Annotated in this window: 21 protein-coding genes; 3 read left to right on the plus strand and 18 right to left on the minus strand. The window is 45.3% G+C overall.

Annotated features, from left to right (window positions below):
* The first annotated feature begins 15 nt into the window (after positions 1 to 15).
* Positions 16 to 1,197: an NAD(P)/FAD-dependent oxidoreductase gene (locus tag GQF01_RS33445; protein ID WP_161411560.1), complete on the plus strand. Its 1,182-nt coding sequence runs from the start codon at positions 16 to 18 to the stop codon at positions 1,195 to 1,197.
* 79 nt (positions 1,198 to 1,276) lie between these two features.
* Here the strand turns inward: GQF01_RS33445 and GQF01_RS33450 are convergent, their stop codons facing one another.
* A complete protein-coding gene (locus GQF01_RS33450) occupies positions 1,277 to 1,732 on the minus strand; it encodes a CBS domain-containing protein (protein WP_161411562.1) in 456 nt (151 codons plus the stop codon).
* A gap of 190 nt (positions 1,733 to 1,922) precedes the next feature.
* On the opposite strand from GQF01_RS33450, the gene GQF01_RS33455 reads away from it, so the two are divergent.
* Positions 1,923 to 2,354 (plus strand): MarR family winged helix-turn-helix transcriptional regulator, encoded by a 432-nt coding sequence (locus tag GQF01_RS33455; RefSeq protein WP_161411564.1) that lies wholly within the window; start codon positions 1,923 to 1,925, stop codon positions 2,352 to 2,354.
* Positions 2,355 to 2,611: 257 nt separating this feature from the next.
* Positions 2,612 to 3,253: an NAD(P)H-dependent oxidoreductase gene (locus GQF01_RS33460; RefSeq protein WP_161411566.1), complete on the plus strand. Its 642-nt coding sequence runs from the start codon at positions 2,612 to 2,614 to the stop codon at positions 3,251 to 3,253.
* Between the two features lie 144 nt (positions 3,254 to 3,397).
* Here GQF01_RS33460 and GQF01_RS33465 read toward each other — a convergent pair whose 3' ends face one another.
* From GQF01_RS33465 to kdgD, 17 genes are all read right to left on the minus strand, one after another.
* The gene (locus GQF01_RS33465) at positions 3,398 to 4,312 is read right to left on the minus strand and encodes an NAD(P)/FAD-dependent oxidoreductase (RefSeq protein WP_161411568.1); all 915 of its coding nucleotides are present in this window, start codon (positions 4,310 to 4,312) and stop codon (positions 3,398 to 3,400) included.
* Between the two features lie 71 nt (positions 4,313 to 4,383).
* The gene (locus tag GQF01_RS33470) at positions 4,384 to 4,866 is read right to left on the minus strand and encodes an RrF2 family transcriptional regulator (protein WP_161411570.1); all 483 of its coding nucleotides are present in this window, start codon (positions 4,864 to 4,866) and stop codon (positions 4,384 to 4,386) included.
* A 105-nt stretch (positions 4,867 to 4,971) separates the two neighbouring features.
* Positions 4,972 to 6,300, minus strand: coding sequence for an MFS transporter (locus GQF01_RS33475; RefSeq protein ID WP_161412100.1), 1,329 nt, complete (start codon positions 6,298 to 6,300; stop codon positions 4,972 to 4,974).
* 152 nt (positions 6,301 to 6,452) lie between these two features.
* Positions 6,453 to 7,619: a hypothetical protein gene (locus tag GQF01_RS33480; protein ID WP_161411572.1), complete on the minus strand. Its 1,167-nt coding sequence runs from the start codon at positions 7,617 to 7,619 to the stop codon at positions 6,453 to 6,455.
* Between the two features lie 162 nt (positions 7,620 to 7,781).
* Positions 7,782 to 8,651: a sugar phosphate isomerase/epimerase family protein gene (locus GQF01_RS33485; RefSeq protein WP_161411574.1), complete on the minus strand. Its 870-nt coding sequence runs from the start codon at positions 8,649 to 8,651 to the stop codon at positions 7,782 to 7,784.
* A gap of 28 nt (positions 8,652 to 8,679) precedes the next feature.
* Positions 8,680 to 9,642, minus strand: a complete 963-nt coding sequence (locus GQF01_RS33490; protein ID WP_161411576.1) for a Gfo/Idh/MocA family protein — start codon at positions 9,640 to 9,642, stop codon at positions 8,680 to 8,682.
* Positions 9,643 to 9,656: 14 nt separating this feature from the next.
* Positions 9,657 to 10,490, minus strand: a complete 834-nt coding sequence (locus GQF01_RS33495) for a carbohydrate ABC transporter permease (RefSeq protein WP_161411578.1) — start codon at positions 10,488 to 10,490, stop codon at positions 9,657 to 9,659.
* Positions 10,491 to 10,505: 15 nt separating this feature from the next.
* Positions 10,506 to 11,465 carry a carbohydrate ABC transporter permease gene (locus GQF01_RS33500; RefSeq protein ID WP_328803586.1) on the minus strand — a complete coding sequence of 320 codons (960 nt, stop codon included), beginning with the start codon at positions 11,463 to 11,465 and terminating at the stop codon, positions 10,506 to 10,508.
* Between the two features lie 70 nt (positions 11,466 to 11,535).
* On the minus strand, positions 11,536 to 12,942 hold the full coding sequence (locus GQF01_RS33505; RefSeq protein ID WP_161411580.1) for an ABC transporter substrate-binding protein: 1,407 nt from the start codon (positions 12,940 to 12,942) through the stop codon (positions 11,536 to 11,538).
* Positions 12,943 to 13,068: 126 nt separating this feature from the next.
* Entirely contained in the window at positions 13,069 to 14,850 is a 1,782-nt protein-coding gene (locus GQF01_RS33510) for a cache domain-containing sensor histidine kinase (protein ID WP_161411582.1), read from the minus strand.
* Positions 14,851 to 14,875: 25 nt separating this feature from the next.
* Positions 14,876 to 16,477 (minus strand): response regulator, encoded by a 1,602-nt coding sequence (locus GQF01_RS33515; protein ID WP_161411585.1) that lies wholly within the window; start codon positions 16,475 to 16,477, stop codon positions 14,876 to 14,878.
* Positions 16,478 to 16,816: 339 nt separating this feature from the next.
* The gene (locus GQF01_RS33520; protein WP_161411587.1) at positions 16,817 to 17,005 is read right to left on the minus strand and encodes a hypothetical protein; all 189 of its coding nucleotides are present in this window, start codon (positions 17,003 to 17,005) and stop codon (positions 16,817 to 16,819) included.
* Positions 17,006 to 17,135: 130 nt separating this feature from the next.
* A complete protein-coding gene (locus GQF01_RS33525; protein WP_161411589.1) occupies positions 17,136 to 18,224 on the minus strand; it encodes a toxic anion resistance protein in 1,089 nt (362 codons plus the stop codon).
* A 14-nt stretch (positions 18,225 to 18,238) separates the two neighbouring features.
* A complete protein-coding gene (locus tag GQF01_RS33530; RefSeq protein ID WP_161411592.1) occupies positions 18,239 to 18,907 on the minus strand; it encodes a hypothetical protein in 669 nt (222 codons plus the stop codon).
* Positions 18,908 to 19,103: 196 nt separating this feature from the next.
* Positions 19,104 to 20,561 (minus strand): alpha-ketoglutaric semialdehyde dehydrogenase GucD, encoded by a 1,458-nt coding sequence (gene gucD / locus GQF01_RS33535; protein ID WP_328803587.1) that lies wholly within the window; start codon positions 20,559 to 20,561, stop codon positions 19,104 to 19,106.
* A gap of 3 nt (positions 20,562 to 20,564) precedes the next feature.
* On the minus strand, positions 20,565 to 21,566 hold the full coding sequence (locus GQF01_RS33540) for a mannonate dehydratase (protein ID WP_161411594.1): 1,002 nt from the start codon (positions 21,564 to 21,566) through the stop codon (positions 20,565 to 20,567).
* A gap of 13 nt (positions 21,567 to 21,579) precedes the next feature.
* Complete coding sequence (gene kdgD, locus GQF01_RS33545) at positions 21,580 to 22,506, minus strand: 5-dehydro-4-deoxyglucarate dehydratase (RefSeq protein WP_161412103.1); 927 nt, start codon at positions 22,504 to 22,506, stop codon at positions 21,580 to 21,582.
* Between the last annotated feature and the right edge of the window lie 125 nt (positions 22,507 to 22,631).

The following is a 22,631-nucleotide window of genomic DNA, read 5'->3' on the forward strand; positions in this document are numbered from 1 at the left end:
CTAGGGATGATAACGATGGCTAAACAAATACTTATTCTTGGCGGCGGATATGGCGGCCTATTAACCGCATTGACAGCACGTAAACATCTGACAGCTTCAGAAGCGAACATTACAATCATTAATCGCTTCCCAACACATCAAATTATTACGGAATTGCACCGTCTTGCTGGCGGTACAATTAAAGAGCAAGCTGTAGCACTACCTTTGCAAAAACTGCTAGGCGACAAACAAGTTAATATCGTGGTTGATACAATTAAAGAAATTAAACCAGATGATAAAAAAGTCGTAACAAGTAGTGGCGCAGTACATACTTACGATGCGCTAGTCGTTGCTCTTGGCAGCGAAACGAACTACTTCGGCATTCCAGGATTGGAAGAGAACAGCATGGTTCTCAAATCAGCTTCTGATGCTAACCGTATTCGTGAGCATGTTGAAGCACGTCTGGACGCTTACAAAGCATCTGGCAACAAAGCTGACGCAACGATTGTAGTTGGCGGCGGCGGTCTAACAGGCGTTGAGCTTGTAGGCGAATTCGCTGATAAACTGCCTGAAATCTGCCATAGCAAAGGTATCGATTTCAGCGATATCTCCATCTATTGCGTAGAAGCTGGCCCTGCAATCCTTCCAGTATTCCCGAAAGTATTGATCGAGCGTGCAGTAACTAGCCTTGAGAAGCGCGGTGTTACATTCTTAACAGGCGTTGCAATTACAGAAGCTACGAAGAACACGGTATCTCTCAAAAGTGGACAAACAATTGAGTCCAACACAATTATTTGGACTGGCGGCGTGAAAGGCAATCCGGTTGTTGGAAGCTGTGGAATCGCAGAAGACCGCGGTCGTGCGACCGTAACTTCAACGCTCCAATCCACTTCCCACTCCGATGTATTCCTTGCAGGCGACTGCGCGGTTGTATTCCCTGAAGGAAGTGAAAGACCGTATCCTCCGACTGCACAACTTGCTTGGCAGATGGGCGAAACAGTTGGCTACAATCTGTCCGTTCAGATCAAAGGCGGCGCGATGGATAAATTCACACCTGTATTCTCCGGAACACTTGGCAGCTTAGGCCGCAAAGACGGTATCGGTACAATCGGCGGAAACAGCACACAGTTGAAAGGCTTACCTGCTTCCCTAATGAAAGAAGCAAGTAACGTTCGCTACTTGTCACATATCCACGGTCTTTTCGCTTTAGCCTACTAATACAGAAAAAAGGATGCCCTCAGCCTCACGGGGCTGTTAGGACATCCTTTTTTTTATTTTTATGAGTTATCGTATCCGCTTACAATAATGATTGAAACGAATGTCGGATAACATCTCCCCTACTGATTATTCCAACCAGTACGCCTCGGTGGACCACGGGAAGTTTCTTGATTCGTTTTTTACCTAATATGGCAGCGATTTGCTCAATATCCTCTTCCGCGTCAACGGCAATCACTTTCTTTTGAGCGATCGTCATCACACATCTTGGAAGCAATCTGCGAACTCTTTCATCAAACTCTTCGTCATCCCCCTTGATCACAGCCGTGTACATATAAGTTCCGAACACATGGTCATCATGCTTGCCGATATAACGCATAATATCTCCATCACTAATGTAGGCAACCACTTCATTCCTCTCGTTAACGACAGGAAGCCCACTAATTCTGTATTTGATAAATTTCTCGATCACATCGCGAACAGGGTCGTTTTCTTTTACTTTGTAGACTTGTCGCACCATAATTTCTTTGGCTTTCATGACGATCCCCCCCATATAAATTGCTTTCTGATGGTTCTAGCTGTATAATGCAACTATATATTTGTATTATACAACTATGTACAAGGAAGTTCAATTGTAATTCGTACCTATGCAGAAACATATGCCAAACAAATCTTGTATGTTACGATAAAGTTATGGGTTCTATATTACATTATAAATGAGGTATTCCATGACTGAAAAGATCCTTCATCCTGCCGAAACGATTGAACTCGAACTCGCCATTCTAATGCGTCGATTCCTTGCCGTAACGACCACGAAAAAGATTGGCACACTGGACCGATCCGCTTATCTATTACTGCATCAGATTTCTTCGAACGGCTCGTCTGGTGTGAAAGCCTTGGCGGAAGAGTTCCAGCTCGATATCTCGACAATCAGCCGTCAGACGGCTTCGCTGGAGCAGAAAGGCCTCGTCTATCGGATCCCCGATCCTCAGGATGGTCGCGCCTATTCCCTCCAAATTACGGAGATCGGCGCCGCGGAACTGGCCTCGAACAAACAGGCTCGATACGAACGTGTTAGGGAGCTGCTCCAAGATTGGTCGACGGAAGATCAGCAAAAGTTCGGTGAACTCCTAAGTAAGTTTAATCGAATCATTGTTTAAGACATTTTCACTTGAGAAGATGATCGGCTCTAGCGAAAATACGTAAAGCCTTAGCCAGAATCCGGCTAAGGCTTTTTTATTCATTCAGAGGAACTGCAGTTCCCTCCGTTTAGTTTAGACTAATCTCCTGAGGTATCATCGCTTAGCACTATATGCCAATAGACTTATCCACGATTCCATAGTAACATACAAAAGGTAAGCGAGAGAGACAACCATCACTCCTTGCTAGTCATCTTAAATGAAAGAAGGAATTTACAGTGTCAACAGTCCTTTATATCTCAGCTCACCCTATGCAAGGTGAAGCATCTTATAGCACGGCTGTAGGGAACCAATTTATCCAATCTTACCGCGAGGCTAATCCGAACGATGAAGTCATTTACCTTGACCTTTTTCAAATGGACATTCCACGAATTGACGCTGATGTACTCAGCGCTTGGGGGAAATTAGGCTCTGGCACAGCATTTGATCAATTATCAAGCTCCGAGCAGCATAAAGTTAGCCGTCTAACTGAGCTTGTTGACCAATTCGTTGCCGCGGATAAATATGTGTTCGTTAATCCGGTGTGGAACTTCTCCTATCCGCCAGTTCTCAAAGATTATATCGATGCGATCTGTGTGGCAGGCAAAACCTTCAAATACGTAGCTGGCGTAGGTCCTGTTGGTCAGTTAACAGAGAAAAAGGCCCTTCACATTCAAGCAAGCGGCAGCGTCTTGTCACCGGGATCAGCTTACGCTGATTTTGAAATGAGTCACCGTCATCTGGACACGATTATGAAATTCTTAGGCGTACCAAGCTTTGATGCTATTTTTGTAGAAGGCATGGCTGCAACTGCGGATCAAGCTCCAGCAATCAAAGATAAGGCTGCTCAAGAAGCTCGCACACTCGCATTAACATTCTAATTGGTATCTTCCAAATCAAAAAAACCAGCTCCTCGTGAATGTGGCGAGAAGCTGGTTTTTTTTACATCTGCATACTGAATTATTTTTTATCCAATGATAAAAGCAATGATAAAATGTAGACGAACTTGTTGATGCTGCTTTAAGCTAACCTTTATGATCCCATGCCTCTGCAAGCAGTTCACTATTAATGCCAACTGCCGCTAAAGAACCTAACGAAGCGGCTGCAATCGCTTGATACATTTCCGAGGCTGCATCCCCAGCACTATAAACTCCTGGCAAATTCGTTTTTCCAAAAGCATCTACCACAATGGTACCTGCTTCCGTCATCTGGCAGCCCAGGGTTTGCGGTATATCAGATCCGGCAGCAAGCTTCGGTGCAAAGAAAATACCCGTGCAAGGAACAATTGTACCGTCCTCTAGAAGGATCTTCTGCACCATGCCATTATCCGATTCAATCCGCAAGATAGGTGATTCATAGACGGACACGTGATGCTGCTTGAGTTCTTCACGTTGTTCATCCGTTAATTCGTCAGGGCCGTTGGTGCAAACGACATATTGCTCGGTCCAGCCTGCCAGAATTTTGGCCATGTGCAGCGCCCTTGCCCCTTTTGTAAGGATAACGAGAGATTGGTCCCGCAGCTCCCATCCATCGCAATAGGGACAAACAAACGCACTTTTACCATACACATCAGCTAAGCCGTCAATATCGACCGGAAGGTCTTTCATGCCTACTGCGAATAGCAGCTTCTTTGTCCGATACGTGTTACCTTGTGCAGTCGTTATCAGAAAGTTACCATCCACACCTGTTATCGTAACAGCTGCCTCATCAACAAATTGAACCGATGGATAAGCTAGTATCTGTTCTCTCGCAATCCGCCGAAACTCCCCTGGAGCAACGCCATCACGCGTTAGAAAACCATGCGTCTCCCGTGTTACTCGATTGCGAGGCCGAGCTTCGTCGATAACAACGACGTTTTTTCTAGCCCTCCCAAGCACTAGTGCTGCGTTCAATCCTGCTGGTCCGCCACCAATAATCCCAACATCCATTAACTGTTTCATATTTGCCACCTTTCTAGATCTCTAATATCCATAATATAAGTGCAAGAAGCTAATAGCTCCTTGATTACTGCTTATTTCGTACATTTTTTCGATGCAGCTGAATCAAGCACTCCTTGAATCGTATGTTGCTGTAAGTAGTGAACCATCTGCTGCTCAGCACCATCCATCACTTTTTTGACCAAACATTCGCAGTTCTGACCCTCATGATGTTCAGAGGGATCTGAGGCCTGAGCTTCTGACTCAAAAAATAACTGATGCTGCAGTGAATCCATGTTGAAACATTCATACATCGTCTGACGGCCCTCAACAACCTGAATGACATCAAAAAACGTAATTAATTTAGCTGATTTAGCAAGCTCGTACCCTCCACTCGCACCTGTCATTGCACGTACAATGCCATCCTGCCGCAGCTTCGACATGATCTTGGACAAGTAGCTCTCGGAGACACCCAGAAGCGCAGCTAATTCCTTAATGCCTACATGATGACCTCTTTCAGCCCGGGCTAAATGAATGATGGCATGCAGAGCGTAGCCTGTGCTTTTGGAGAATTGCATGAGTAACACCTTCCAGCGATTAAAATATAGTTTCATCTTTATGGACCTATAATATCCATAATAGTCGACTTACTAGAATTTTTCAAGCAAATGATGATCTGACATTTAATTTTCGGCCGGGTTAACCCTTTTACCAGCCCCCTGATACCACAATAACATACCAATCGAAGCCAGGCCAATCAGCAGCAATAAACCATACACGTGTTGGTAGGACAGCGCGAGACTCGTATGGTTCTGGACCTCGAGCAAAATGCCGCACACCGCGACCGAGATAGATCCGCCGCAAAACTGGATCAACTGCATCAGCCCCATCCCTGATCCGATGAGCGTTTTGGGTAGAATGCGTGAAGTCTCATTGTTTAAGGAAGAAAGTGTTGCTGAGAATGCTGGCGAAAAGAAGATATACCCAACGAGCACAACGATGGAGGATGCACCTACTATGGAGTAAAAAAGCAGCATGACGACTGAAATTACGATGTGTCCGATGAGCAGAAAACGTAGATTCCCGTATTTGTCAATCCAGCGACCGACGAAGCGTGTCATGAACGCCGAAAAAATAGCGCCAGGCGCAATCGTCAAGCCGATTTCCATCGCTGAGCGATGAAACAGATTTGCCAGGACTAGCGGCATCAGGAATAAGTTCCCCAGATTTAAAACCAGAATACAAAATCCAATGACAATCAGCTTACGAAAATCATGGTTTCTCAAGAGGCTTGGGTTGATGAATGTCTCTTTCCCCCGCCTCAAATGCCAAGCATGCAGCAAGAAGGATACAACGCTTATGCCGATCCAAATGATGGATAATTGCGTCACAGCTAAAAGCACCGTGGCAGCGTTGATAACGGTTAAGATAGCTCCGAGCACATCGAAACGGAATGGCTGAGGGTCCTCTTTCGGAAGCAAGCGTAGCAGCACAGGCAGGATGACCAAGACGAGACAAGTGATCGCGAATAGCCCATTCCAGCCGAAGTATTCACTGATCAACCCACCTACTATTGGGCCTAATCCGAATGCCATCGCACTGCCAGCTGAAATCATAGCGATTGCGGAGCCGCGCCTCTCCATAGGCACGTATCGGCTCGCCAGTACCAAGCCAAGTCCTGCCATTACGCCAGCACCAGCGGACTGAAGGATACGAGCTGCAAGCAAAGCATTGAAGCTGTGAGCAAAAATCCCGTATACAGATGATAGGCCAAGTACCAGCAGGCCCACCAACAGCAATCTTCTTAGCGGCACAATGTCCGTTAACCTGCTATAAATGACCGTGGATAAAGCATATCCGATGGAGTAGCTCGAGATGACCCATGCCCCTAGATCCGCAGATATATGAAGATCTCCAATGATACTTGGGATGGAAACATTAAACATGGTCGTATTCATGATAACGATAAATAAGCCGACCGTCCAAACCGGCAGCACAACTTTGTCATTCAAAACCTTCACCTCAAAACATGTTTGTTGTATGTAGCATGCCATCTTCTGTCAATTTCTAAACTTATTGTATCATACAAGTAGTATTGTTGTTAACTTGTGATAGAAAAAACCGCGCTAAGCGCGGTTCTCGTCTCCCTCTTTTCAGCACGGGCTTACTTCTCAGTTCCTTGTAAACCCACATGCATGACCGTACGGCTTCCACCCCACGTGGAGATGAAATCGACTTGCTTCCAGCAGGAGCGGCTCTCATAATTGGCATGACCCGTTTTATCCTGCGCGGTTCCTTTCCCTGGGCTATGGATATTATCCAGAAAATCGACTTTACCGACCGAGCTGCCATAGGCAAGCCCGAAATCACGCCACTCATCATGTGCGGTCTTCAAATCTTGAGCCGAATACGATCCGCCGATTTCCAAATACCCCGTTGCACCAGCATTCGCTTTCGTGCTAGCCCATACCGCTTGTGTCAGTGGGCTGCTGCCAGTAATGGCATACGACTTCTCTGCTGCTAGAATAGCACCATCGATCTTCGCTTGTTTTTTGGCCGTTTCTAGCTCTTCAGCAACTCTGACTTCATGCGCATGAACCAACGCGGTTAACGCCAGCTGTATCTTTTCTTTGGCCGCTTTGATTCTTTGATTCAAAGATAAGGTTTTTTCTCTTTCGAGGTCCACGTTATTCTCTTTCTCCCATAACGCTGCGTGCCGTTCTTTGTCCCCCTCAACGAGATCAAAAGCTAGAGATTTGTCCAGACTAAGAATCCGATTAAAGTCAAAGACGCCTTGGGTTTGCTTACTTGAAATATCTGCAGCTAAGAGATCATTTGTTTCGACATAAGTTCCCATATCGTAGCTTTTGAAGGAGATCGCTTTCTTCGCAGTAAGGTAGGTGAAAATCCCTCTAATATTCCCCAGGCTATCATCTTGCGAGAAACCTTGCTCATCAAACTGAGCGCCCGAGCATTTATCCCTCAGCGTTTTCCATTCAGAGTGACTAAGCTCTTTGGGGATATTTTCGAATTGTTTAGACGAACTACACCATTCGTAGAATGCCCTCACGTCCGAAGTGTCTAAATCGCTCCAATTTTCTCCGAGTTGGCTAATTAATTTGGGTTGTTGCTTAGAGGCAGGCCATCTCATAGCTTGTATCAGCGGCGATCCGACGACCATCTGCTGAACAGCCCTATTCCCGATCGTTCGTTGTAATTGTAATAAGGATGAATAGGGGTTATTCGACACATTCTGTTGTGCACTCGACCTGCTTGAATTCCCTCCTTGGGACTGTTGTTTGGCAGTTTGACTCCAGTTCCTTGCGTACATTGGTCTCCCCCCTGCAAATCTACATCAAAATGGTTAGGATACTAATTCGACAATATCTTATCACAATTGTCACATCTTGGATATATATGTCACAAACAAAAAACCTTACCTAAACAGCAGGATGCTGATTAGATAAGGTTCTCGAACCATCTATTTTTTCCACTAAAAATAATTTCTTAAATGCGCTGCAGCTTTCACGATACCCTCTCGTTCTTTCTCCAGTGTCCCCCAGAAACGATGATCCTCCAGTTCAATGGAAATCGCTCCCTGATAGCCCAGCCGGTCTAATCGCACAGCGACTTTGCTCCACTCTACATCCCCTTGACCAGGAATCGTATACCGCCAAGAACCTTCTGAGAAGCCGTATTTCGCCCCAAAGGTTGCAGGCAAGATGCCGCACTCATATAACTCGTCATGCAGGATTTCAGTATCTTTGCCATGGCAATGATTAATTCTTTCACCGAATTCCGTCAATGCGCGTAAGTAGTCGATACCAAGCCGCACCATGTGAGATGGATCATAATTCAGGCCAAAATGCTTGGACGGGAGCGCTTCAAACATGGCTCGCCACATTTCCGGCGTACAGCCGATCGTCGGGTAATGAGGTGCTGGACCTGGCCAACCCTCAATGGCTATGTAGACGCCTTCGCGTTCAGCATGACCGACAATTTCCGGGAATGTATCCTTCCAAATAGCGAAACTCTCCTGGCGCGTTTGCGAATGATCTTCCGGAACGAGGCACATGAACATCACTTTCGCACCAAGAGCAGCCACTTCCGTAATCTGCTTCTTGACTGCTTCGGCAGCGTTTTCCCTGCGAACATCCTCTTTGCTTAAAAGCGTTCCACCCATTTGAACCGCATCCACGGAGCCAATGCCCATTCCCGCTGCATCGCAAATTTGTTTAACTTCAGGGTTCAAATGAGGGACATCAAGCACATCCAAGCCAGCCTGGGCGGCCCATGCGGCAGTTAATGCCAACCCTTCGGAGCCAATTCTAGGCGGGATTCGCATGCCTATTTGTAATTTCATAACCTTCTCTCCTTATGTCAACTTTGCCTTAATAGGGTTTATATCCACCTGCTTGATAGATCATCTCCGTAAACTTAACGACTTTCAGGGCAAAAGTTCCTGGAACCTTGACTTCATGCCGTCCTAGAATGGCGTCGATAAAGCTCTTATCTTGATTGGTCGTCGGTTTAGGCAGTTCAGGAACGACTGGTTTTTCGCCAAAGCGCTGAATCGTAATTTTACCATTATCGTAGAAGATACCCCCGTCTTCCCCGCAAAATACGTAGGTTTCATGCCAGCATGGCGCAAAACCAATAATACTTAATCCAGCTACGGCCCCTTCTTCGAACCGGATAGAAGTAAAGGAATCGATCTCTACGGGTGCTCCTTGCGTGTGCAGGTTCGTCTTCACTTCAGCCGGTGTGAGTCCAGTCGTCCATAGGAGCACATCGATGATATGGCTGCCAGAATCCATCAGCATACCGCCGCCAGACAGCTCAGGCACTTGTCTCCACAAGCCAGTAGTGAACTGCTTCCACTCCTGATACAACGATGCTGTAATCGAGGTTAACTTGCCAATCTCGCCTCTAGCAATCGCATCCCGAATGAACAGGAACTCCGGTTGGAAATGGCGTTGGTAGGAGACCTGCATCACTTTCCCAGCCTTCTCTGCTGTGGCAATCAAGAGCTCCGCTTCTTCTGAGGAGCAGGTCATCGGCTTCTCGATAAGAACATGTAGTCCGTTGTTCAGCGCATCAGTCGCTTGCTCGAAGTGCAGTGTATGCGGAGAGCATATCACGACAGCATCCAATTCGCACTCATTCAACATCGCTTTATAGTCCGTAAAATGCTTGACAGCTTCAAGTTCAAACTTAGCAGCAAACTTCTCTCTGTTCTCCGAGCTTGTATCGGAAAGCGCAACAATGTCCACTTCCTCTAACTCCAGCAGCTGACGGCCATGTACTTGGGAGATGCCTCCCGTTCCAATCATACCAATACGAATTTTGCTCATTGGACTGTAGCCTCCTATTTAATACCTGAGAAAGTAATTCCTCGAATAAATGCTCTTTGTACAAAAAAGTAAAGCAAGATAATCGGCAAGGTAATCATGACCAGGGTAGCCATCATCATCTGCCACTCGGCACCATGCTGCGATTTGAACGACTGCATACCAAGCATCAACGTGTACTGGCTTTCGTCCGACAAATAAATGAGCGGCCCCTGATAATCCGTCCAGCTGCCCATGAACTGGAACAGCGCGATCGTCAGCAATGCAGGACGGCATAGCGGAAGAATAATTTGCCAATAAATGCGAAGTTCAGAAGCCCCGTCAATGCGCGCAGCGTCTTCGAGCTCCTTAGGCAGCCCCATAAAGAATTGACGCAGCAAGAAAATGAAGAAAGGTGCACCGAAAAAAGCGGGAAGCCAAAGCGGGATACTGGTCCCGACCCAGCCGAAATTTTTGAAGGCAATGAAGATAGGAATCATCGTGACTTGATAAGGCAGCATCATGACGATGAGTGTCACGGCAAAAAGCGGCTTCGCCCCCCTCCAGGGAATCCTTGCCAAGCTATACGCGACAAGCGGACAAGATAATAGAACAGCGAATGTCGCTAGGCCTGCAATTGTCATCGTATTCTTCAAGTATTTGAAAAACGGAATGTAATCTAACGCTGCCGGATAGTTGCCCCACTCCATGACATGCGGGATCCATACCGGCGGCCACATGAACAATTCGTCGTTTGCTTTGAGTGAAGTAGAAACCATCCATAGAAATGGCGATAGAAAAAAGGCGCCCACGATAACTAACATTAGATGCGAAAATATTTTGCGAACAGGACTTAGTTCGGTGCTTCCCATAATGATCTCTCCTCCCTATTCTTTTCCTTGATAGTGGACCCAGCGCTTCTGAGTCACGAAGATCAGCGCTGTTAAACCAACCACAATCAAGAACAGAATCCAGGCCATGGCAGAAGCATAACCCATTTTCAAATAAGCGAATCCGTTCGTATACAGATACATCACGTAGAACATCATGGAGTTAGCTGGCGTCCCCTGACCATTCGTGAGCGTAAAGGGTAGAACGAAATTTTGCAAAGCGCCGATGGTGCCCATAATTAAATTGAAGAAGATAACAGGCGTTAATAATGGTAACGTAATCGTTTTGGTCCGCTGCCAAGCACTTGCACCATCCACGCTGGCGGCATCGTAGTAATCTTGGGGAATATCCTGCAGGCCTGCCAAATAAATAACAACCGCTTGCCCCGTACCCCATAAGCTCATCAGGATTAAGGAAGGCTTTGACCATGCTTCGCTACCAATCCATGGCGGCCCTGATATACCTATTTTATCTAACCAGTAATTCACGAGACCGAATTGCGGGTTGAGCAGCCACAACCAGATGATTGTCGTAGCGACTGGAGGCACCAAACTAGGAATAAAAAACAGTGTTCGGTAAATGCCTTGACCACGTATTTTTAAATTTAGAAGCAGAGCGAGACACACACCAAACGCTATGCTTAACGGAACGAAAATCACCGTATAGTACAAGGTATTATAAATACTGATCCAGAATACCCGATCTTTAAAAAGATTTGCATAATTATCAAAACCTACGAATTCCCCTGGTTCGAGAATACTGTAGGTGGTTAGGCTGTAGTAAGCTGACATAATAAGCGGATAGGCATGAAAGAGAAGCAAACCGATAATCCAAGGCATTGCGAAGATCAATCCGAATAAGGAAATCTTTCTTTCGAAGCGTGTTTTCTTCGTTTTTACGAGATTTGCGGAAGCTGACAAATTATTAATGGAAGTCTCAGTCTCGGCCAATTTCAATCCGTTCCCCTCCTTTTCAAGTAAAAGAGGCAGGGCAATGCAGAATGCCCTGCCTCCTATTGTTTAAAAGTTAATTACCTACTTTAGCTAATTCGGTATCCACATTCTTCTTCACTTCATCGAGCAATGTTTTGGCATCACCTTTGCCGTGAATCGCCAAGTCTTGTACCCTTAGAGCTTCATTCCACAAGAAAGCGCCTACTGGGGATACCGGTCTTGTGTACGCTGTTGGCATTAAGTCCAAGAATACCTTCAAGTTCGGGTTATCGGACAGCTTCAATTCCTCGTTTACTTTCGGCATTGCCGTGATATCAAACCCAGCTTTCGGACGTTTCGCCCAGAGCAATGTACCTTCTTTGTGAGATACGAACTTCACGAACTCCCAAGCCTCTTTCTCATGTTTGGAGCCTTTCGGAATGACATAGGACCAACCTCCTGCCCATGTCGTCGATTTGCCGCTTTCTGCTGCAGGCATCGGAGCAACGCCCCAATCGAAGTTAAGCTTATATTTCGACAAATCGTTCAGAATCCAGTTGCCATCAACTTCAAACCCAACCTTACCCGTCCAGAACGGATTCATACCGGTTTGACCCATAGCATCAGAGAAACTGGTCAAGTTCCCGATATCATACTTTTTAGCATAGTCAGCCATCCATGCAAGCGCTTTTACATTTTGCGGATCGTTAGGCGTCAAGTTATGATTGGCATCTTCCCACTTCCCGCCAAAGTTCCAGGCATGCGTATATAGGAAGCCTTGATTCATCCATGGAATAAAACCGATTTGCGAGTATTTACCATTACTGCCCTTCTTGAAAACTTTCTCCGCCATTTGATCTAACTCTGCAATCGTTGTAGGCGGCTTGTTCGGATCAAGGCCCGCTTCTTTCAACAATGTTTTGTTGTAGAACAACCCGCGATTGTCAGTCCCCCACGGAAGTGCGTAAACCTTGTCTTTATAAACCGTTTCGGCCCAAAGCCCTTTATAATAATCATCTGGAGAAATGCCGCTGCTCTTCACATAGCCCGATAAGTCTGTCAATGAACCTTTAGCCGCCCAGGAACCGATCAAGAATCGGTCGAACAAAGCGACATCTGGTGGGTTTCCACCTGCAATGGCAGTTAGCAATTTATCTGAAGCTTGTGTTTGGCCTGTTGTCTCCACGAATGTCATTTTCACTTTTATGTTTGGATGCTGCTTCTCAAAAACGTCTACGACGTTTGTTTTAAAATCCTTCTGATAGTCTCCGCCCCACGGAAACCAAAAATCAATGGTTACAGGTTCGCCAGAGCTTGTTGCGGCTTTAGGTGTACTAGCGTCAGTGCTCTTTACCTCTGTTGCTTTGGTGTTTGGACTGCTCGATGCGGTGTTAGTCGAACTGCAGCCAGCTGCTGTAAGAGTAATTGCCAGTGCTGCTGAGAGAGGGAGTGCAATCAACTTTTTGCTTTGCCAATTGATACTTTTTTTTCTATTGTTCATATTGATCCTCCTTTTAATGTCTCACTCGCTTATGAGCGTACTTTTATTGTAATCGCTTTCACCGCTTATTTTAAACGTGGGAACTTTTGTTTTTAGTGTATTATTTTTGTTCATTCTTGAATTTCGTCATAATCGAAGTGGCAGCACTAGCTTCACTTTCGTTCCTATTCCCGGCGTACTTTCTATAGACAGACCATACTCTTTGCCATAGGTTAACTGAATTTGCGAATGAATATTTCTCAAAGCGAAGTTATGCTCTCCCTCCCATTCATCACTTGCCATCATGGCTGTAAGCTCCGCCATTTTATCCGGATGAATCCCAATTCCGTCATCTTCGACCTCGAAATGAAGAATTTGACCGTCCATTTTCCAGCTGATATCCAGACGCCCTTTGCCTCGCTTATTCTCAAGCCCATGATAAATGGCATTCTCTACAAGCGGTTGAAAGACGAACTTCAGCACTTTGTGGTTCAGCATGGCGGAATCTATGTACATATTCACTGTAAATTTGTCTTGATATCTGACTTTTTGAATCGATAAATAACTTTCCAGCAATTCAGCACTTTCCTGGACGGTTACAAAATCATTACCTTCACTTAAGCTGATGCGAAGATATTTGGATAAACCGAAAATCATCGTACTGATCTCATCGACCTTATAAATGCGGGAGATCCAATGAATGGAATCCAATGTGTTATACAGAAAATGGGCGTTAATCTGCGATGCCATCATTTTCAACTGTGTTTCTTTTTTCAGCAGCTTCTGAATATACACTTCATCAATTAAATCTTTGATGCGCGTTACCATCGTATTAAAACTGTGATACAGCATGCCGAATTCATCATTGCGCTCATCCGTAATTTGGATATCGAAATCGCCTTCTCTGGCCCTGCGCATGGACCATAGAAGCATTCTGACCGGCTTATGCATTTGCTTGGCAAATAAGAAGGCTAAGGCGATCGCCACAACACTAAATCCAATGACAAGGTAGACCGTGTAATAGGCGATTTTTCTTGAATCGCTGACCAAATTTTGAATCGGCGCCATGCCAACTAGCTTCCAATCATTGATTTTCAATTGATCGTAGACCACCATGAGATCTTTACCATCAACCTTGTCTGTCAAATATCCGCTTGGCGTTGGGGGAAGTTTGAGGCCTGCTGGACGCATGCTTAGTGAACCGTTCGAATCCGCAACAACCGTGTCATTTTCATTTACAATATACGTTGTGCCTTGCGCTTGAAAATCAACTTCAGACAAAAATTGCTGGATCAACTCTGGATTAAACTCCATGATGAGTACGCCGAGTGTTTGATTCAGATTGTCGAAATTTTTGAGCGATCGCCCCATCACAAAGACGGGCTTATTGTCTTGATCAATCGTTGATTTCACAAGCGGTGAACGAATGCCATACCAAACTACCTGACCGTTGGCAGCTTTGATTTGCTTGTACCAATCCTCTTCGGCTTCCACTTTGCTAATCATCGGGAGCTCCGTAAAACCTGTATTCGTGAACCGATAGGAGGCGCTGCGCTCCCCCAAAATATAGATGTTCAACGTATCATTCTTGACATTCACCAAGTTGGACAGAAACTTGCCAATCTGTTGATTGTTATAGCTCTGGTCATAGCTATCCCTGTATTCACCAAGAATACCTTTTTGAATCTCCTTATTTCCAAAAATGAGTAAAGACCTGTTATCATACTCGTTCATAATCAGCTCTAATCGTCTGTTTGCTTGCTGAACCGTTTGCCAGGCAACTTGCGAAACTTTGGAGGAGATGATCTCATTCGCTTTATGATAGGATAAATACCCCATGAGCATGATGGAGATCGTAATACTTGCAAAAAATAAGATGAATAATTTATAGCCTACTGAACGCCATTTGAGATGTGTAAGAAGCTTCAAGTATTGGTCCCCTCCAAATTAGGCCTTAGACGCCAATATCGCGATACTGAGCGGGGGTCATTCCCTCCTGCTCCTTAAACAGTTTCACAAAATGCCGGAAGTCCTGGTAACCTACCTGCTCCGCCACCTCATATATTTTAAGCGTCGAATCTTTGAGAAGCTCCTTGGCCCTATTGACCCGTAGACGAATTAAGTATTTACTGAACGTATCGCCCATTTTTTCATGAAATATTTTGCTGAAATAAGAAGGGTTTAAAAACAAATGTTCAGCTACTCGGTTCATGGTAAGCGGTTCTGTATAATGCTTTTCCATATAGTCGACAGCCAGCTCGATAAATCTTTTGCGATTTCCCGAGGTATTATCGCCTGGCTGGAATTGGAGCAGGATCGTGAGCAGCACATCCTTTAAATCTGACAACGCAAAGTAGGGAAGGACAAAGCTCTTATTAGCCTCTTTCAAATCAGAAGGATAAGTAATCTCTAATTTCATCTCCACTTCACTGAAAAGAGAGGTTAAGCCCTTTCTCAATGCGTGTGGCGAACACTTCTGTTTATGCATTTGTAAATGTGCGAAAAGCTCATCGATTAATGCACGAAGCGCAGCTTCGTCGCTAAGCTTCACAGCATGTACAAACCTTGTCACCCATCCATTCGGTTGCGTGTATTTAGGGAGTTGATGTGATTGAGGCACTTCCATCATATCCGCATCATAAACCTTCCCATATCCTTCGTAGAACGCGTATGCAGAGATTTGCACGGCTTCCTGGAATGAAGCATGAAGGTCTGTAATCTGACTTTGTTTACTAATCCCAATGTTGATGCCGATGCCCAAGTACCGCCAACAAGCTGCAATTAGCGTTTCCCAAGTCGCCTGCTCATGGCCAAGATCATTCTCCTTGTATGGGGAAACTAGAATGACTAGATCTGTATCTATGTCGTCATGGAGAGGACAAGTGATCATCTTCACCACGTGTTTTCCGGTTTCTTTGGCTAGATTGCCGATTGCATGGCGGAGTAAATAATGCTCCTTCGGGTTGTGCTCATGCACGCCCCAATCATAAACCTTGATCATGATAACTTTGATCTGGTTCGGATCTAATTGCATATTGAGACGGTCCCACACCGTACGTGAGAATTGATGTGAAGCGCTTCCATTATTCAGGAGTGTTTCAACGTAACGCTGCCGCGCGAGCGGTAAACTTTCACGAACGCGTTCGGACATCTGCACGAATTCATCATGATCTTCTCTTTCACGTTTTATTTGCTCAATGCACTTTCGCACAACTTCCAGTATGAGAGTTTCCTCAATAGGCTTCAGTACATAATCGACGGCTCCGAGACGCATTGCCTTTTGTGCATAGCTAAACTCGCTGTATCCGCTGATAATAATGACTTTGGAGGGCACATTGGCGTTTTTGAGTGATTCAATGAACGCTAGTCCATCCATACGCGGCATTTTGATATCGGTGATAATGATATCCGGTATCTGATCTTGAATGAAGGTTAACGCATCTTCACCATCCTCCATTTCTCCTATCACTTCAATGCCTTCTGCTAGCCAATCAATGGTTGTAACTAATCCTTGACGAACCCACCTTTCATCATCCACGATTAATAAAGAATACATCAATCATTCTCCTCTCGTTTTAAAAGGTTAGTTACCATCCAAAAACGCTTATCGCTTAGATGTCTTTTCCATACTTTACATGAATTTGATAGATCTGAAAAGTGGGTATATGAATAGAAAATTTATACGAACATACAAAAACCGCCTTGGAGGCGGCTTTTCTTGTGGATTCGTATAAATATTAATTCTTGCTATGCACATTCGATTCATTGCGCTGGCCTGTTTAAATAGGACGCGGACTAGTGAAGTGCCTCTGTACCTATCAAGCGAGAATCCGTGCACCCCCTCTCCCCTTTGCTGTATTAGCGGGAAAATCTACCGTTAATCTGGTTCGCACCGCTAATCTTTATTCTCAGACTTCCGCCGCTTCATGACGTTGTTCACCAAGTTTTGGGTCGCATCTTGCGTGGATTCAAACACATTCTCAATGGCATTCTGGACATAATTTGTCGCTGACTGCCCCATGTTATTAAACAGACTCGGTTTGTTTTCAACGATGTTCTTCTGGCCTTTAGTATGATCAGGCATTGTACTTTCCTCCCATTTCGATTGGTTGACATTCGGTCTAATGTCCCAATTATGGATGAATCTTATTCACGTCGTGGATGATGAAATAAAAAACGAGACTGCCAAGTACCCGAGGCAGTCTCGCAATTCATTACTCTAAAAGCCCGCTGAGCTCAGATTCTTTCTCAGCATTCGTTTTATTTCCAGGCATTAAGCCAAGTCTCTGGGTCATCTGCTGGCTAATGTCCCCGAGTCGTTTCGTGTGCTCCGTAGCTGATTGAATGATTGTCCGATTGGATTGTTCGAATAGATCCAAAGCACTGAAGAGATCATTCATTCCACGCTCGATCGAGTCCATTTGTAAACCTGAGTTTCCAAGCAACTCATTCGTTTTCTGCGTCGTTTCTTTCAGCAAACGAGAGTTGTCCTCAAACATTTTATTAAGCGTCGCATTCGCCGAATTTACAGCATCAATGGTTTGTACTTGATCCTCGATAGCCATGGAAATCATCGCAGATACAGTAAGCAGATTCTGAGTTTTATCAATTGTCGCATCAACGGCATCTATGAGTTTATCATTATTGTCATTGATGATATCCGTACCAGCAATTGCCTGCTGATAGAGAATAACCATTTCCTGAAAGGACTGTATCCGCGTCACGACTTTACGAAGACCTCTTTCGAGATGAACTTTACGTTCTTCATTTTCCGGTTTGCTGATTTCCTCTTCAAATAACTGCCTTAAATTCTCGCCCATCGCGATCCGCATTTGAAGATTGTAGACAGACTCTATGGAGTTTTTCTTCAATGTCTTCATGTAGGCCATATTTTCTTCAAGTGTTTCCTTGCCATTGCGAAGCGATTGGACGATTGCATTCACGTTGGTTTTCACAGACTGATATTTGTATACATAATTTTTCAGTGGTGTCTTTTTCATGATTTTCTCAAAAAAGCCAAGCTGCTTACTTTTACTCAAAGAATCAATTTCATGACGGAGTTTCAATATATTGTTTTGAACCTCTGAGCGTTTGCCAGACATCAACTCATTCACAGGACGCTCCAACATGGCTAAAGATTGACCAGCTTGCTCCATCGTTTTGGCACCCATACGACCGATAGAATCCATTAATACTTCTAGTTCCATATCATCCGTAGTAGATACTTTTTGGAGCATTTGTTTCGCTTCTTGTTCAACTCTCTCTAAATCTGCCGACTTTAATTTCACTAATTGGGTTGTCATCGTTAGTTCCTCCTTTAATCTTCAGAGCGATAGCGTTGTTGGATGAGTTCCATTCGAGTTTGCAATTCAATGAGATCTTTTTGTTCAATTGTCTCCACATAAGCAGAAAGTTTGGAGTTAATATCCTTGATCCCAGTAAGCAGAAGACGACGATTTAACCGTTTCGCTTCTCCTCCTAATTTAAGAAAAGGGTTAATTGCGCCATTCAGGTCCTTGAAAATCAACCGTTGTATATTATGATTCATGTTTGCATCATTCAGCTCTTTCAGCTGCGGAATTAACCTGCCAACCCTTGCAAGCAGGCTAAGCGTTTTTTCTACGATTTCATTATCGAGCGTGTTCTTCTGACCCTCTGAGATCATCGTCTCTTCAATTACATGAATGTACTCCGAAATCGGCCCCCAGAATGGATCATTGTCGTCTTTCGATTCCAGTTCACTGCTAGGAGTAGTAGTAGTACTGCTTGTACGCGCCACATTTGGTAATGATTCACTAGCTGGGTTCGGTGCATTTAACCTTTTTACTTCCATGGAATGATTGCGGCTAAGTATGATAAGACTGCCTAATGAAAAAGTAGTTGGCACTAATAAGTTAACTGCGCCAGGCAGGAAGCGGGCAGTTATGAGACTTACGACATAACCCAGAATGGATATGCCTAAAGCGACTTTAAACTTCGATTGCACAGTACATCCCCCTTTGTTCACCTAGTTGTTAAATAATCTATAGGACTATTATACATTCAAAATCCAGATTCACACAAAGATCGCTGACATTTCTTGTCGTCTTCTCTTATTTTTCGATAAGAACCGTTCATTTTGCAGAAAAAAAATAGTTGAGCAGGATAAGAATCCCGCCCAACTATTCACTTCAAATCGTTGATTAAGCTTTAACGAAGACCGTTTTTATATCCGTATAAAATTCAATCGCAGCTTGCCCCTGCTCCCGAGAGCCTGAACTGGACTGCTTCACGCCGCCAAATGGTGCTTGCAGTTCCACACCAGCACTCTCCGCATTGATCCGAACCATGCCGGCATCAATATCATTCATGAACGTCAGCATGGTCGAAATATCTCGTGTAAAAATCGACGCGCTGAGCCCGAATTTCACGTCATTCGCGATGTGGATCGCCTCCTCCAGCGAATCCACCTTAATGAGGGCAAGCACTGGCCCGAAAATCTCTTCCTGCGCGATCGTCATCGAGCTGGAGATGTTCTCAAAAACGGTAGGTTCAATGAAGTAGCCAGCTTCCAACTCCTGTCCCTTACCTTGCCCGCCACCGTATAGCAAAGTACCGCCTTCTTCTATTCCTTTTGCGATGTAGGAGAGCACAGTACGGAACTGATTTTCACTTGCAAGTGGGCCCATCCATGTTTCAGCCTCTAATCCAGAGCCTAGACGGATATTCTGAACTTTCTGCAGCAGCTTGTTCTTAAAAGCCTCGTAAATCTCATGATGGACGATAACACGGCTCGTCGCTGTGCATTTCTGCCCAGAGGATTTCAGGCCCCCGCTAATCGTTGCATCCACGGCTAGGTCTAGGTCCGCATCCTGTGCTACGATAACGGGGTTCTTCCCTCCCATTTCGAGCTGGTACTTGGCTCCTCTTGCGAGAGCGCTTTGCCCGACCCTTTTCCCAACTAGGTTCGAGCCTGTAAACGTGATGCCTTGGATGTGCGGATGATCGGACATAGCCTGTCCTATGACGCTACCATCACCCGTCACCATATTGATGACACCTGCAGGAAGACCTGCTGCATGGAAACACTCCATGAGTAAAGCAGCGGTAATCGCTGTTTCTTGCGCTGGCTTGAACACTACGGTGTTACCGTAGATTAAAGCTGGAGCCATTTTCCAGATGGGAATCGCAACTGGGAAATTCCACGGCGTGATGACGCCGACGACACCAAGCGGCACGCGTGACGTGAACATCAATGCAGCGCTATCCGTAGAAGGAATCACGTCACCAACACTGCGCATGCCTTCGCCTGCGTAATAGCGCAAAATCGCCACACCGCGGGCGGTTTCGCCTTTCGCTTCTGGAAGCGTTTTCCCCATTTCGCGGGTCATCATTTCCGCAATTTCATCCAAACGCTGCTCTACGTGGTTGGCGACCCTAAACAAAAACTCACCCCGTGCCGCTCCTGATAATTTGCGCCAGCCCATCTTGGCCTCTCTAGCTGCACCTACAGCCTCATTCAGATCATCCAGCGTAGATTTCTGGATGTAGCCCACCGTTTCATGGCGGTTAGCCGGGTTCATACTTGCCTCAACCAAGCTGCTTGAAGCGGCTTTCCACTCACCACCTATATAATTGAGATACGTTTTAGATTCAGCCACTCTTTAGTCCCTCCCGCCTCTAAATTCAGTTAACGCCGCAAGCAGCGCTTTCACATAACCGATCGAATAAGCCCAGCCCACCCAACCCATGCCGGATTTCGAAGGATTATGCGGTGCACGGTCCATTTCAAGTGAAGTAATGTGATCCGGGTTGATACAACCGTTATAGCCGACCTGATGCAAGGCTAATAAAATTTTCGCCATATTCATATGACCATCGTCGAGCAGCGCCTCTTCAAATGCACCCGCAGTCGCTAAACTGCCCCGAATATTACGGAAATGAACCAACAGTATCCGATCCTTGCGCCCGTATTGATAAATCTCATCAAGAACTAAGGGTGTGCCGCCTGCTTCCCCGCGAGTCCCAACGCAGTAAACCAATCCAACATTTCTGCTAGGAAAAGAATCGATGACGCGGTGAAAACCAAGCCCGCCGAATGGGGTATTATGATGCGGTGTATCAGATGGATGTACAGCCAGATTAACGTTGTATTCTTCTGCCAACGGCACCAATCTACCGAAGACGAGGTCAAAACGTTTCCACCACGCGTTCAATTGTTCTACGCTAGGAGGCTGCTTGTCTGGGTTCAGTTGAATAGATTCTCCCCGTACCAACGCGCCTCCGCGGTGCACAACTGTGTATTCCTCTGACATATATGGAAAAACATCGCCTGCAAACCGTTGACGAACCAGCGTGATCCCCGCTTCGCCAAATGTTTTGATGGCATTGCTCACATGCTCCAATTGAACTTCTGAACCAGGTTCCTCTGACATAAAACTGTTTGATATATCTGGAAGCGTCACACGGTTGATGTCCATCCCATGTGAACGGATTCTTCGTTTTAGCTTAATTAACTGATCGAGATCTGGATAACCGAGTTCCTTCACGCCTGGAAAAGAAGAACCCCGCGTAAAATCTATACAATCGACGCCAAGTTGGCACATTTGTTTCAAATCGCTATCGGACAGCTCACAAGTTGGAACTTGAATCGACACCTTCATCATTGTTCATTACCTCCTATATGTTATGGGTAGATGCGATCAAGTCCATGCTTTTCTGGATAATCACTTCCAACTGCACATAATGCTCACGCTCAACTTGCACTAGCGGTGCACGAACTTGTAAGCCAACCGGCAAACCAACGATTTCCATCCCTGCCTTAATCAGTGAAACCGCATAGCCTTTGCGCTGTTGACGGATACGATGAATCGGTAAGATCACTTCGCGATAAATCGCTTGCAGCAGTTCCTGGTTGCCACCAATGAGACTCTCATGATATTTTCTCGAAACCTGCGGGATATAATTGGAAATTGCTGATGAATAGGAATGGAAGCCAAGCGCATGATAGGCAGGCATAGTGAGCTCCGCAAGCGGCATCCCGTTCATCCATTGCAGCTTGTTTCCAAGCGATTGCACGAATTCGATATTAAGTTCGAAGTTACCTAAACCATCCTTGAACCCGATGACGTTCGGCAGATTCGCCAATTTTTCAAGTGTAGTTAACGTAAATACCGAATTATCGCGTTGATAAATGATGACGGGCAATGCCGTGCTCTGAGCGAGAGTTCGATAGTAGTGATACAATCCTTCCTGTTCAGGAATAATGAGGTAAGGCGGCAGCAGCAGCAACCCGTCTGCGCCAAGTTTTTCCGCCAGTTGGACGCGTTCAATCGCTTCCTTCAAATTGCCCCCTGCTCCTGCAAATACGGGCACTTTTCCCGCAGAAACAGAGACTCCGATCCCAACTAGCTGCTCATATTCTTTGATATCCAGAGATTGAAATTCGCCAGAACCCGCACAAACAAATACAGAATCTAAGCCACCTGCCAATAAAAATTGTACATTTGTTTCGAACGCTTTTTCATTCACATTCTCGTTATGATCAAACGGTGTTACCGGAAATCCCATAATTCCTGACAGCGATACCTGATTCTCGCTTCCCATATCGAACAGCCCCTTTGCGTTATCGTCCACCTCATTATAGAAAAGGAACATGGCGTCAGTCTTTGTAAAAACACGCCGCTTTTTTTCAAAAATTACATGATATAATAGATGTCAGCTTACCAGAG

Origin of the sequence: Paenibacillus silvestris, from assembly GCF_009882985.1 — a bacterium.
GTDB lineage: Bacteria > Bacillota > Bacilli > Paenibacillales > NBRC-103111 > Paenibacillus_E > Paenibacillus_E silvestris.